The 12,871-nt window shown below is 69.3% G+C and carries 10 protein-coding genes; 4 read left to right on the forward strand and 6 right to left on the reverse strand.

The window, feature by feature from the left end; translation table 11 throughout:
• The 6 genes from VG296_RS29380 to VG296_RS29405 form a co-directional block, all read right to left on the reverse strand.
• A partial coding sequence (locus VG296_RS29380) for a tetratricopeptide repeat protein (protein WP_325571699.1) occupies window positions 1-1,934 on the reverse strand: 1,934 nt, incomplete at its 3' end.
• 86 nt (window positions 1,935-2,020) lie between these two features.
• On the reverse strand, window positions 2,021-3,016 hold the full coding sequence (locus VG296_RS29385) for a ribonucleotide-diphosphate reductase subunit beta (RefSeq protein WP_325571680.1): 996 nt from the start codon (window positions 3,014-3,016) through the stop codon (window positions 2,021-2,023).
• Between the two features lie 28 nt (window positions 3,017-3,044).
• Window positions 3,045-5,504: a ribonucleoside-diphosphate reductase subunit alpha gene (locus VG296_RS29390; protein WP_414641149.1), complete on the reverse strand. Its 2,460-nt coding sequence runs from the start codon at window positions 5,502-5,504 to the stop codon at window positions 3,045-3,047.
• Between the two features lie 59 nt (window positions 5,505-5,563).
• Window positions 5,564-6,919: a hypothetical protein gene (locus tag VG296_RS29395; RefSeq protein WP_325571684.1), complete on the reverse strand. Its 1,356-nt coding sequence runs from the start codon at window positions 6,917-6,919 to the stop codon at window positions 5,564-5,566.
• 102 nt (window positions 6,920-7,021) lie between these two features.
• Entirely contained in the window at window positions 7,022-8,089 is a 1,068-nt protein-coding gene (locus tag VG296_RS29400) for a family 2 encapsulin nanocompartment cargo protein terpene cyclase (protein ID WP_325571686.1), read from the reverse strand.
• The gene (locus VG296_RS29405; RefSeq protein WP_325571688.1) at window positions 8,086-9,474 is read right to left on the reverse strand and encodes a family 2B encapsulin nanocompartment shell protein; all 1,389 of its coding nucleotides are present in this window, start codon (window positions 9,472-9,474) and stop codon (window positions 8,086-8,088) included. The genes VG296_RS29400 and VG296_RS29405 overlap by 4 nt, the downstream gene beginning before the upstream one ends.
• Window positions 9,475-9,720: 246 nt before the next feature.
• Here VG296_RS29405 and VG296_RS29410 point away from each other — a divergent pair, with 246 nt between their 5' ends.
• The 4 genes from VG296_RS29410 to VG296_RS29425 all read left to right on the forward strand — a co-directional run.
• Window positions 9,721-10,581 carry a geranyl diphosphate 2-C-methyltransferase gene (locus VG296_RS29410; RefSeq protein ID WP_325571690.1) on the forward strand — a complete coding sequence of 287 codons (861 nt, stop codon included), beginning with the start codon at window positions 9,721-9,723 and terminating at the stop codon, window positions 10,579-10,581.
• 168 nt (window positions 10,582-10,749) lie between these two features.
• Window positions 10,750-11,553: an alpha/beta hydrolase gene (locus VG296_RS29415; protein ID WP_325571692.1), complete on the forward strand. Its 804-nt coding sequence runs from the start codon at window positions 10,750-10,752 to the stop codon at window positions 11,551-11,553.
• A 95-nt stretch (window positions 11,554-11,648) separates the two neighbouring features.
• Window positions 11,649-12,278, forward strand: coding sequence for a TetR/AcrR family transcriptional regulator (locus tag VG296_RS29420; protein WP_325571694.1), 630 nt, complete (start codon window positions 11,649-11,651; stop codon window positions 12,276-12,278).
• Window positions 12,279-12,375: 97 nt separating this feature from the next.
• The coding region (locus VG296_RS29425) for a discoidin domain-containing protein (RefSeq protein WP_325571697.1) at window positions 12,376-12,871 on the forward strand (496 nt) is incomplete at its 3' end.

Here is a 12,871-nt window from a genome sequence, read left to right on the forward strand (position 1 = left end):
AGGCAGGAGGAGAGCAGTTGGTTGGCCCAGTCGAGGGCGTCGGCGTCGGAGAGCGATTTGGGGGTGGAGGGCTGGTCGCGGTCGGCGGCGCGCTTGAGGGCGAGCATTTCGTGGGCGTACTTGACCAGCCGGGGGTGCATGCCGGGGCAGGCCAGGACGATGTGGGCCATCGGCTCTTGGAGCTCCGTGGGGCGGACGGCGAAGGCCAGGGTGGCGTGCAGGTAGCGGGCGCCGATGGCGGCGGCGATGTCGGGGCGCTGGTCCTCGTGCAGCAGGGCGCTGACGTAGAGGGCGAAGGCGGCGGCGTCGACGCTCCAGTCCTCGTTGCCGAACAGCAGGCGCAGCAGCAGGGTCCTGCGACGTGAGCTGCGCCAGGGTTCTTCGGCGCGGAAATGCAGGATCCCGAGGCAGGCCCATGCCTGGGCCATGCGGGCCCAGTAGGCGGGGCCGGCGTGCCAGCGTTGCACCCAGGATTCGTCGTCCGGGGTCGGGATGTGGGCGACCAGGCCGAGCAGGTCCCGCTCGCCGAGCTTGCCGAGTTCGGCGGCTCCGTCGAAGGCGCTGATCGGGTCGCTCCAGCTGCCCGGGCCGGCGACGGCGCGCAGGATGGTCACCGCTCCTGCGCTTGGCGGGGTGACGGTGGACGCCTCGGTGACGTCACCGCCCGGGTACGTCCACAGCGGGGTGCCGAAGGCGGTGCTGACGGGGATGCGGATGTCCGGTTCCGGGATGCTGCCCGCGTCGATCGCGAGACCCGGGAAGTAGGCGCGGACGAGGGCGTTGGGGCTCGGGGCTTCCAGGCTCGTGGTACTCAGGCGCGGGTCGGAGTCGAACGGGGCGTCGCTCGGCATCCTGCCGTCGAGCATCTGGGCCAGCAGACCGGACGTGGCCTCGGTGGGCCAGGGCACCGAACCGATCCACGGCCGGTTCTGGCGGGCCAGGTTGAGCAGGTGCCGCGGGTACGGGTGCTCGGGGTTCTCCTGCGCGAGCCGCTGGAGGGCCGCCAGCGCCGGTCCGTCGGTGTAGTCCGACTGCGTATAGAGAGCGGCGAGCCGCACGCCGCGCGGCTTCACGTGCTCCGGGTCGTACTGCATCGCGCGCTCGGCCCATGTGATCGCCTGCGGGTGGTCGTCCTGCTGCATGCAGGTTTCGGCCATGTCGATGTAGAGGTCGATGTTGGTCGGGTCGAGTTCGAGCGCGCGCTCCCATGCGTCGATCGCCTCGTGCGGACGGCCCGCGCTGCGGTAGGCGAAGCCGAGCATGAGTGCGCCGACTTGGCTTTCGCCCTCGCCGGCTCCGTCTCGGTCCATCATCTCGGAGCGTGTGCACCACGCGATCGCCTCGCCGAGTCCGCCTATTCGCCGCGCGAGGGTGGACAGGATCGCGAGGGCCTGAGCCGTCGTTTCCGGCTGCGCGGCGACGGCGCGGGCGAATTCGAGCCAGGGCGCCTGGACTTCGGCCAGTTCGGCGGGAGCCGGGTCGGGCAGGCCGCTCGCGAAGTGGCTGACCGCGACGGCCGCCTCCCGGCCGGTGACCCGCTCGGCAACGTGCGGGCCGAACCAGGGCGCCGCGCACCACGGGAGGTCGGGACGGATCGCGGTGATCTGGCCGAGTGTCTCGATGGCCATCGCGTACTGGCCGGCCCTGGCCCGCAGCACCGCGAGCGCGACCGCGCCGCCGAGGTACATCGGCTCGCCGATCGAGAACCAGCTGGCCAGTTCCTCGAGCCCCGCGGCGTATCCGGCGAGTTCGTCGATCATCGTGTAGCACTGCTCGCACGTCGGATCGTGGTGCAGGGCCTGGGCGACGTGCACGGCTGCGTGCTCCGGATCGCCGCCGTCGAGGTTCAGTCGCGCGACGGCGAGTTCGCCCTCTGCCTCGACCCGCGGTTCGCCCTGGCCATCCGACGGCGTTCGGCACGCGTCGTTGTGCATCGCCACGATTCCTTCCTCAGGAGACGAGGACGAGTGTAGGCAATCGTGGCGACGCCTGTGCACGGCGGAGCGGAACTGGAACGAGATCAGAACTCGTCGTCGAAGCCCACGGTGCCGGCGACGGCGACCTGGTAGGCGGAGACGCGGCGTTCGAAGAAGTTCGAGAGCTCCTGGACGTCTTGCAGTTCCATGAAGGCGAGCGGGTTCGGGGAGTTGTAGAGCGGCTCGAGCCCCAACTGCGCGAGGCGGCGGTCGGCGACATGCTCGAGGTACGTCCGCATGTCGGCGAGCGGCAGGCCGGGCACGCCCTGGTCGAGCAGGTCCTCGGCGAACTTCGTCTCGCAGTCCACTGCGTCGGCCAGCATTTCGCGTACCTGCGCGGCCATCTTGTCGTCGAACAGGTCGGGTTCTTCGGTGCGGACGGTCTCGACGACGTCGAGCGCGAACGCCATGTGCATCGACTCGTCGCGGAAGACCCAGTTCGTGCCGGACGCGAGGCCGTGCAGCAGGCCGCGCGAGCGCAGGAAGTATACGTACGCGAAGGCGCCGTAGAAGAACAGTCCTTCGATGCACGTCGCGAAGCAGATCAGGTTGAGCAGGAAGGCTCGGCGGTCCTCCTTGGTCTGCAGGCTGCGGAGGTTGTGCAGCGAGTCGATCCAGCGGAAGCAGAATTCTGCCTTGCGGCGGATCGAGGGGATGTTCTCGACGGCCGCGAAGGCCGCCGCGCGCTCGTCGTCGTCGGGCACGTAGGTGTCGAGCAGGTTCAGGTAGAACTGGACGTGCACTGCCTCCTCGAACAGCTGACGCGAGAGGTAGAGGCGGCCCTCTGGGCTGTTGACGTGCTGGTAGAGGTTCAGCACGAGGTTGTTGGCGACGATCGTGTCACCGGTCGCGAAGAACGCGACGAGGCGTGAGACCAGGTGGCGTTCGGCCGCGGAGAGCTTGTCCAGGTCGGTCAGGTCGGAGTGCAGGTCGACCTCTTCGACGGTCCACGTGTTCTTGATCGCGTCACGGAAGCGGTCGAAGAAGCGCGGATAGCGCATGGGGCGCAGGGTCAGGTCCATACCCGGGTCCAGCAGCATGATCGGTCTCTTTCTCGGGTTGGACGGATTACTGGCAGGCTTCGCAGGACTCGGGGTTTTCCAGGGAGCAGGCGACGGCGTCGATCTGCTCGATAGACGGGGCCGTGGCCTGGGCTCCGACTGTGCTCATGGCTCCGCCCGCTCCGACTGTCGCCTGCTGGATGCGGGTGGCCGGGCGTGAGCGCAGGTAGTAGGTGGACTTCAGGCCCGCCTTCCACGCGTACATGTACATCGAGGAGAGCTTGCCGATCGTCGGCGCGGACAGGAAAAGGTTGAGCGACTGCGACTGGTCCACGAACGGGCCGCGCGCCACGGCCATGTCGATCAGCGCACGCTGCGGAAGTTCCCAGGCGGTGCGGTACAGAGCCTTGACCTCGTCGGGCAGGACGGGGATGTCCTGGACGGAGCCCTCGGCGCGCTTGATCGCGTCGCGGATCTCCGGGATCCAGAGGCCGAGTTCCTTCAGCTCGTTCACCAGCGCGGTGTTGATCTGCAGGAACTCGCCGGAGAGCGTCTCGCGCTTGAACAGGTTGGAGACCTGCGGCTCGATGCACTCGTAGCAGCCCGCGATCGAGGCGATGGTGGCGGTCGGGGCGATGGCGATGAGCAGGGAGTTGCGGACGCCGGTGGCGGCGATGCGAGTGCGCAGCGCGGTCCAACGGTCCGTCAGCTCGGGTGAGGTGGCGACGTTCCACAGGTCGGGCTGCAGCATTCCCGTGGCGGCACGGGTGTCGGCGTACGCGGGATGCGGGCCGTGCGCCTCGGCGAGAGTGGCGGAGGCCTCGAGCGCGGTGAGGTAGATCTCTTCCTGGACCCGGGTGGACAGCGCGCGGGCCTGGTCGTCGTCGAAGGGCAGGCGCAGCGCGAAGAACACGTCCTGCAGGCCCATGATGCCCAGGCCCACCGGCCGCCAGCGGGGGTTCGAGGCGGCGGTCTGCTCGCTCGGGTAGTAGTTGATGTCGATGACGCGGTCGAGGAACGTCACTGCCGTGCGGACGGTGGCGCGCAGGCGATCCCAGTCGATGCCGTCACGCGTCGCGGTCAGGTGCGCCGCCAGGTTGATCGAGCCGAGGTTGCAGACAGCCGTCTCGGCGTCGGAGGAGACCTCGATGATCTCGGTGCACAGGTTGGAGAGGTGCACGACGTTCTCCGGCTTCGCGGTCTGGTTGGCGAGGCGGTTGGAGGCGTCCTTGAAGGTCATCCAGCCGTTGCCGGTCTGCGCCAGCGTCCTCATCATCCGTCCGTAGAGCTCCCGGGCCGAGACCTGGCGCACGTAGCGGCCTTCGGCTTCGGCGGCCCGGTACGCGGCGTCGAACGCCTCACCCCACAGGTCGGGCAGTTCGGGCACCCGGTCCGGGTCGATCAGCGACCACACGCCGTCCGCCTCGACCCGGCGCATGAACTCGTCGGGGATCCAGTTGGCCAGGTTCAGATTGTGCGTGCGACGCGCGTCCTCGCCGGTGTTGTCGCGCAGCTGCAGGAACTCCTCGATGTCCGGGTGCCAGGGCTCGAGATAGACGCACGCGGCGCCCTTGCGTCGGCCGCCCTGGTTGACGGCGGCGACGGACGAGTCGAGCGTGCGCAGGAAGGGCACGATGCCGTTCGACTTGCCGTTCGTCGATCGGATCAGCGCGCCGCGCGAGCGTACCCGGGAGAAGCCGATGCCGATGCCGCCGGCGAACTTCGACAGCCGCGCGACCTGGTGGTAGCGGTCGTAGATCGAGTCCAGCTCGTCGCGCGGGGAGTCGACGAGGTAGCACGAGGACATCTGGGTGTGCCGGGTGCCCGAGTTGAAAAGGGTCGGAGAACTCGGGAGGTAGGCGAGCGAGGACAGCAGCCGGTAGAAGTCGATCGCCTCGTCCGGCGTGCGCGACAGACCGCAGGCCACGCGCAGCAGGAAGTACTGCGGGGTTTCGATCACGTCGCGGGCCACGGGCTGCCGCAGCAGGTACCGGTCGTAGACCGTGCGCAGCCCGAAGTACTCGAAACGCAGATCACCGGAGAGGTCGACGGCCGCGTCGAAGGCTGCTGCGTTCGCGGCGACGAAGGCGAAGGTCTCGTCACCGATCAGTCCCTCGGCGTGGCCGAGCGCGATGGACTCGCTGAACGTGGCGACCGCGTGCTCGGCGACCTCGGCGGCGATCACCCGGGACAGCAGGCGGGCGGCGAGCTTCGAGTACTGCGGTTCCTCACCGATCAGCTCGACCGCGCTCTGCACGGTGAGCCGCGCGGCCTCGCCCGCGGTGGCGCCCTCGTGCAGTCCGCTGACGGTCTTTCCGGCCACCCGGAGCGGATCGACGTCGGGCAGGTCGGCCGCGCACTCGGCCACCGCGTGCTCGAGGCCTTCGACGTTCCGGGGCTTGCCCGAAAGTCCGATGATCCGCTCCCCCGTGCCGACCTCTGTGACCGTCACTACCGTCTCCCTCGCGCGTCGACGATCCGTACCCGAAGACCCGAGCACGGCGCGCGGACCACCATATCTAGTGATCCAGGAAAATGCACACCCCACATGTCGTGGGCGTGTTGTCGCGGAGCGCGCCCTCTCGACTACCCGGCGGGCCGTGAGACGGCGGCCGCGCGGACCAGGAGTTGGCGGGCGCTGTGGTGGCCGGCGTGCGCGCGCAGCCGGGCGGTGAGGTGGTTCAGGGCGGTTTGCGCGCGACTGGATCTCAGCTGGGGATAGTCGTCGATGAACGCGTGGCAGGCGGCGATCGACTCGTCGAGGTGGCCCTGATCGAGGTGCAGTTCCGCGAGACCGGCCAAGGTGATCGCGCGGGAACGGCGTTCGTCGGCCGAGCGGCGGCGGACGGACTCGGACAGGTTCCTGATCGCGCCGGAGCGGTCGCCGAACAGGGCGCGGACGGCAGCTTCCTGATACGCATGTGACGCGGCGTGGTACCGGCCGAGCTGCCGCGGCTCGCCGACCTCCGCCGCCGCCGCGCCCCCGACCAGCCGCTCCGCGCAGCTCAGGGCGGCCAACGCCGCCTCCCGATCCCCCTGCGCGGCGGCCGCCACCGCGAGCGGGCCGTAGAAGGCCGCACGTCGCAGATCCGACACCTCGCTGCCGCAGTCCCGCACACTCGCGACGGCCGCTTCCGCGAGGTAGAGCGCTTCCCGGACGTGGCCGAGCGCGCGCGCCTGCACGGACATCGCCCGCAACGTGACGGCGTACGCGAGCGGGTCCTCATTCTCGATACTGAGCTTCAGTGCCGCGATGTAATAGCGTTGCGCCAACGCGTTCTGCTCGTCGTCGAAACACATGAAACCGCACAGATATGCGAGTTCTGTCGCGACGGAAAACATCCGCCGGCGCGTCTCCCGCCGCGCGGGGGCGCACAGTCGCGGGGCTATGTCATAAGCCAGATAGCGCGCCAGCGCCGCCCTGGCATATCCGCCCCCGAATACGCTGTCGGCGCCTTTGAAGACCTGTGCCATCTGCTGTGCCGCGACGACGTGCTCGGGCTCAAGACGCGGGCCGCGCGCCTCCCGGAACGGCGGCTGGAACAGGTCGTCCGCCGGCCACGCGTGCACCCCGGCCACGTCCGCGAGGCTGTACACGCCGCCCTGGCCGGTCTCCTGGCCGGATTCGGTGAGCTTGCACAGCAGCACCAGCATGTCGAGCGGATCGGCCTTCGGATCCGCGGGAGCGACGGCGGGCGTGGACAGGCCCGCCGAGGCCGCCGTGACCGGCTGCCCGAGACGTCGCGCGAGAGCCTCCGCGATCAGGTCCGGCAGCGGCGCACGCGGGCGACGGCCGGCGAGCCAGTGGCTGACCGACCGCCGGTCGAGGCGGGTGGACAGGCCGATCTCCTGCGCGAGCACGTTGACCTGTCTGGCCAGTGCGTCCCCCGTCCAGCGCGCCTCGACGAGCAGTTCCCGCAGCGCCTCATTCGTCCGTCCCACGTGATTCAGTATTCATCGATGAACGCCACTCACGTCAATACTGTTCGGCAGCGTCTGGTAAGCACGCGCACCGTTCCATACGCTCCGGTGCGCACTCCTTTCTCAGGACCCTCCGTTGTATCGCGGACTGGTGGCGTGCCATTCCTTGCTGCCACCCATCCAGTTCCACACACCCTTGACGTAGCGGGCGAGTTGCGGCGAGCCGAGCTCGGCCAGCACGGCGCACTCGGCCTCGACGGTGTGCATCATCTCGTCGTGGATCGCGGCGGCCCGGTAGATCGCCTCCTGCAGCGAGCACTTCTCCTCGGCCGCGATGACGGTCGGCAGGTTGGTATCGGTCGGATCCTCCTTGTGCATCGAGTAGAGGTCGTTGAGCAGCACGTTCGCCACGCCCGCGTACAGGTACACGCGCCGCACCCGCGCGTCGGCGAATTCGTGGGCGGGCAGCTCGTAGCCGTCCACCGGGTCGATCAGCACCATGCACGGATAGAACGCGTTCTCGTAGCGGTGCAGCAGGTACTCCCAGACCGCCGGCCACCGGCCGCTCGCCCGCCACTCGGCCTCCAGGCCGTAGCCGACGAACATCACGGCCAGTTCGTGCCGCAACCGGGCCACCTGCGTCGGGGAGGCGATCGTGTTCAGATATCCGAGGGCCGACCGGAACGCGCGCAGCACCGGCTCGTCCTGCACCACCTTCTCGAAGTGGCCCATGTACGCGGGCGGCAGCCGGACCGGATCCACCACGGCGTGCGCCATCGCCAGCCGCGCGCTGAGCAGCTGCGGATCGGTGTCCTCGCCCTCGTCCACCCAGTGATCGTCGACGGACCACTCCGCGAGACCGCAGCGGGCCGCGATCAGCAGCCGGTCCGCGTCGTCGCAGCCGGGATGCGCGAGCATGAACAGCCGGCCGAAGTTGTGGCTGCGCAGCCGTTCCAGCCGCCCCTGGAAGATGCCGACCTCCTCGGCCCACGCGACGAGCCGCTCGTTGACCTCCTCCCCCAGCGCCGAGTCGTCGCGCACGGCATCGGGGCAGTAGAGCGGCGGCACGTGCAAGGACGCGGATCTCCCGGGCTCGGCGGCCGGAGGTTCCTCAGGCTCCTGCCTTCGCGAGCCGAGCCGCAGCGCGCTGGTCCCGAGTCCGGTCGGCCCGGCGAGCAGGAACCCGCTCACGACGCGATTTCCACGTTCTCCAGCACGCCGATCGCGTCCGGCACCAGGATCGCCGTCGAGTAGTACGCGGTGACCAGGTAGGACATGATCGCCTTCTCGTCGATGCCCATGAAGCGCACGTTGAGGCCCGGCGAGTACTCGTCGGGAATCCCGACCTGATGCAGCCCGACGACACCCTGGTTGTCCTCGCCGGTCCGCAGCGCGACGACCGAGCTGGTGTGCGTGTCCGAGATCGGGATCTTGCCGCACGGATAGATCGGCACACCGCGCCACGCCGGGATCCGGTGGTCGTCGATGTTCACCGCGTCCACGTACAGCCCGCGCTTGTTGCACTCGCGGAAGAACGCCGCGATGGTCTTGGGGTGCGCGAGGAACAGCTTCGTGGACCGGCGCATGCTCAGCAGGCTGTCCATGTCGTCCGGGGTCGGCGGCCCCGAGTGCGTGTTGATCCGCTGGCTGTAATCCGCGTTGTGCAGCAGCCCGAACTCGCGATTGTTGAGCAGCTCCCACTCCTCGCGCTCGCGGATCGCCTCGACCGTCAGGCGCAGCTGCTCCTCGGTCTGGTTCATCGGGTCGTTGTAGAGATCCGCGACACGCGTGTGCACCCGCAGCACGGTCTGCGTGAGGCTGAGCTCGTACTCGCGCGGGGAGAGTTCGTAGTCGACGAAGGTCCCCGGCAACACCGGCTCACCCGCGTGGCCGGCGCTCATCCCGATCTCGGCCTGCCCCTTGCGGTCCGTCGGCCGCGACGCCCTGTCCTCGAAGTCCGCGATCTGCCGACGCAGCGCGTCCGAGGAATCGTAGAGCCGCTGGAAGGTCGTGCGCGGCAGCACCATAAGCGTGCCCGACGTCGTGGCCTTCAGCGTGTGCGCCCACACCGGTTCGCCGTCCTGCCCGGTCATCTCGTCGCCCAGCGAGTGGCCGTCCGCGACGACGCGCACGACGCCGGACGTGCCGTAGCGCAGGTTTCCGAGCAGCTCGACGCGGCCGTGCGCGATGATGAAGACCTCTGAGATCGGCGCACCCTGGGTGGCCAGCACGTCCCCGGCCCGGAAGTCGCGCGGCCGGAAGCCGGCGGCCAGCTCGGCGAGCAGCTCGTCGTCCGGGAAGCCGTGCAGGATCGGCAGTTCGCGCAGCGTGCCGGGGATGATGCGCACGTCGTCCGCGCCGTTCAGCTCGAAGGCGACGCGGCCGCGGCCCGCCTCGAGCACCAGCCGCCGGTTCACTCGGTACGTGCCGCTGGAAAGGTTCACCCAGGGCAGCTTCCGCAGCAGCCAGCGCGAGCTGATGCCCTGCATCTGTGGAACGGTCTTGGTGGTGGTGGCCAGATTGCGCGCGGCCTGGGTGCTGAGGCTGGATAGAGCGTCCTGATCCGTCGTCGGCATGTCCTTATCAACTCGCGCGGCGCGCCCGCCGACAAGGCGAAGGCGCGCCCCGATCTGTCGCGCTTCGCCGCTCCCCTACGTCGGCGTCGTGCGCCGGATCCAGCGCGGCGACCTGCGCGGACGCCGCGCCGCGGGTGATCGCGGGGGCCGCGAAGCGCGACACATCCGGCGTGGCATGCGCCTTGGCGAAGCGACCCGTGATCGCGCTGAATGACTGACAGACCCCACCACTTTCGGAGGAGCCCCATGTCGATCACGGAAACCCGCGACGAGGTTTTGACCACCGAGTACCAGCGCCAGGTCGCCGCCTGGTGGGACACCCGCCGCACGGACCGCGTCAACTTGGCGCTCGGCGAGATCGACGGCTTCTACCACCACCACTACGGCGTCGGCGCGGTGGACCCGTCGGTGCTCGAGGGCCCGGAGGAGACGCGCGACGAGCGTACGCTGCGCGAGCTGCACCGGCTCGAACACGCGCAGGCCGACCTGCTGCTCGACCACCTCGGCCCGCTCGGCGCCGGGGACCGGCTGCTGGACGGCGGCAGCGGACGCGGCGGCCTGAGCTTCCTGGCCAACCATCGCTTCGGCTGCCAGGTGGACGGCGTGTCGATCTCGCAGTACCAGGTGGACTTCGCCAACGAGCAGGCCGCGCAGCGCGGCGTGACCGACCAGGTCCGCTTCCACTTCAAGAACATGCTCAACACCGGCCTGCCGGACGGCTCGCGGCAGGGCATCTGGACGGACGAGACCACGATGTACGTGGACGTGTTCGACCTGTTCGCCGAGTTCGCCCGGCTGCTGCCGCGCGGCGGCCGGTACGTGTGCATCACGGGGTGCTACAACGACACGCTCGGCGAGCAGTCCGAGGCCGTGCGCACGATCGACGAGCACTACAGCTGCCGGGTGCACCCGCGCAGCCGCTACTTCGCCGCGCTCGCCGCGAACAACCTCGTCCCGGTCAACGTCTTCGACCTGACCGACGCGACGATCCCGTACTGGGAGCTGCGCGAGAAGTCGTCCATCGCGACCGGCATCGAGAAGGCGTTCCTGGCCGGCTACCGGGAGCGGAGCTTCCAGTACCTGCTGATCTCGGCCGATCGCATCTAGCGGCCGGCCGCGCCCAAAGGCCTGATCAGGCGCGGTGAGGGGCCGGTTCCGCCTCCGTCTCGACGGGGGCGGAACCGGCCCTTTCCGATTCTTCGTGAGAGCCCACTTGCACGAATCGGTGCGAGTGTTCTACTCTTATGCGAGTCAGCCCTCACGAAGGAGTTTCACATGACCACCAACATTCGGACGATCGAACTGCCCGGCGGCCTGTCCGTCACCATCCAGGAGTTCGGCGAGAACACCGAGGGCACCGGCGTGCTGATGCTGCACGGCGGCGCCGGGCCGCGCACCATGGCCGGCTTCTCGGCGGCGATGTCAGAGCACGCATACGTGATCACGCCGACCCACCCCGGCTTCGACGGCACGCCGCGCCCGGAGTGGGCCGACTCGATCGCCGATCTGGCCTCGGCCTACCTGGACCTGCTCGACGTGCTGGATCTGACCACCGTCATGGTGATCGGCAACTCCATCGGCGGCTGGATCGCCTCCGAGATGGCGCTGCGGGACAACCGCGGGCGGCTCGGCGCCGTGGTGCTGGTGAACGCGGTCGGCATCCACGCCTACCGGAAGGAGAACCAGGTCGTCGACGTGCGCACGATCGACCTGGCCGACCTCGGCAAGCTGTCGTTCGCCAACGAGGCGCTGCGGCCGGACTTCTCCTCGTTCACCGCCGAGCAGCGGGCCGCGGCGGGGGCCAACCAGAAGACCCTGGCGATATACGGCGGGGAGCACTTCAGCTTCGACCCGAAGCTGCGCGGCCGACTGCACCGGGTGAGCCTGCCCACGCTGGTCATCTGGGGTGAGCAGGACGGCGTCGCTCCGCTGGACTACGGCCGCGGCTACGCGAAGGCGTTCGGCAACGGGCACTTCGCGCCGATCGCGGACGCCGGCCACCTGCCGCAGATCGAGCGGCCCGGGGCAGTGCTCGGCGCGGTCTCCGACTTCGTCACGAACGTGATCAAGCCGGCGTAGTCGCGGCGCCTTCCGGATCGAGACGGACACGGTCGGCCCATCCCTGCGACAGAACTCTCATCGTTGGAGCACGCTTGTTAGGATGCAGGCCGACCGTGAAGGAGGAGCAGCCGATGACCGGCCGCGTCAATCAGAAGCTGCGCACCCGCACCGCGATCGTGCGCGCGGCGGCCGAGCTCAGCCGCACCGGCCGCGAGGTGACGATGCCCGAGGTCGCCGAGGCCGCCCTGGTGTCCGAGGCGACGGCGTACCGCTACTTCCCCGACCTGGCGAGCCTGCTGCGGGAGGCGATCGCCGATCAGCTGCCCACGCCCGAGGAAGCGCTCGCCACGGTCGCCGACTCGTCCGACGCGGTCGAACGGATCGCCGCGGCCACGGAGTTCCTGCTGCGCCACGTCCTGGCCCGGCAGGGCGTGGTCCGCGCGATGATCGCGGCCACCGTCGCGCGTCCGGGCGAGGCCGGCGCGCGGCCCGGCCTGCGCTTCGGCCTGATCGACCACGCGCTCGCCCCGGTCACCGAAGGCCCGGCCGCCCCCGACGCCGCCGCGTTGGCACAGCTCAAGAACGACCTGGCCGTGGTCGTCAGCGCCGAGGCCCTGTTCAGTCTCACCGACCTGTACGGCCTCGACCCGGAGGCCGCCATCGCCAGCATCGTGCGCACGGCCACCGCACTCACCCGCGCCCGCTTAGGTTCCGTGAGTTCCGGAACTTCAAGAATTCGTTGACGCGTCAGAACCACGGCGTTAGACAGGCCGTAGCCTGGAGAGCGCTCTCCAGGCTTGACTGCCGACCCACTCGAACGCCTTCACCTCTGGAGCAGGCATGACGCGACTTCCCGGGCACAAACCACCAGGACTGCGACCCCGTGTCCAAGCCCTGATCGCGACCGTCTCAGCGGTCATACTCTCCGTCACCGCGCTCGTCGTCGCGGCCGCACCCGCGCACGCGGCTCCGGTGCTGCTCTCCCAGGGCCAGCCGACCACCGCGTCGTCGGAGCAGAACACCACGTTCCCGCCGTCCGCCGCGACCGACGGCAACACCGGCACGCGCTGGTCGAGCGCCTTCAGCGACCCACAGTGGCTGGAGGTCGACCTCGGCGCGTCGGCGCAGATCAATTCCGTCACCCTGGATTGGGAGGCGGCGTACGCGACCGGATTCCAGATTCAGGTCTCGAGCAACAACTCGACCTGGACCTCGATCTACTCCACCACAACCGGAACCGGCGGCAACCAGTCGCTGACCGTCTCCGGCACCGGCCGCTACGTCCGCATGTACGGCACGGCACGCGCCACACAGTACGGATACTCACTCTGGGAGT

The sequence above is a fragment of the Actinospica sp. genome, assembly GCF_035552695.1.
Classification (GTDB): Bacteria; Actinomycetota; Actinomycetes; order Streptomycetales; family Catenulisporaceae; genus Actinospica.

What these genes read in the sequence shown, in the direction of transcription:
- VG296_RS29405 (WP_325571688.1), bottom strand. Translation starts at nt 9,474, where the DNA reads ATGCCGACGACGGATCAGGACGCTCTATCCAGCCTCAGCACCCAGGCC.
- VG296_RS29410 (WP_325571690.1), top strand. Translation starts at nt 9,721, where the DNA reads ATGTCGATCACGGAAACCCGCGACGAGGTTTTGACCACCGAGTACCAG.
- VG296_RS29415 (WP_325571692.1), top strand. Translation starts at nt 10,750, where the DNA reads ATGACCACCAACATTCGGACGATCGAACTGCCCGGCGGCCTGTCCGTC.
- VG296_RS29385 (WP_325571680.1), bottom strand. Translation starts at nt 3,016, where the DNA reads ATGCTGCTGGACCCGGGTATGGACCTGACCCTGCGCCCCATGCGCTAT.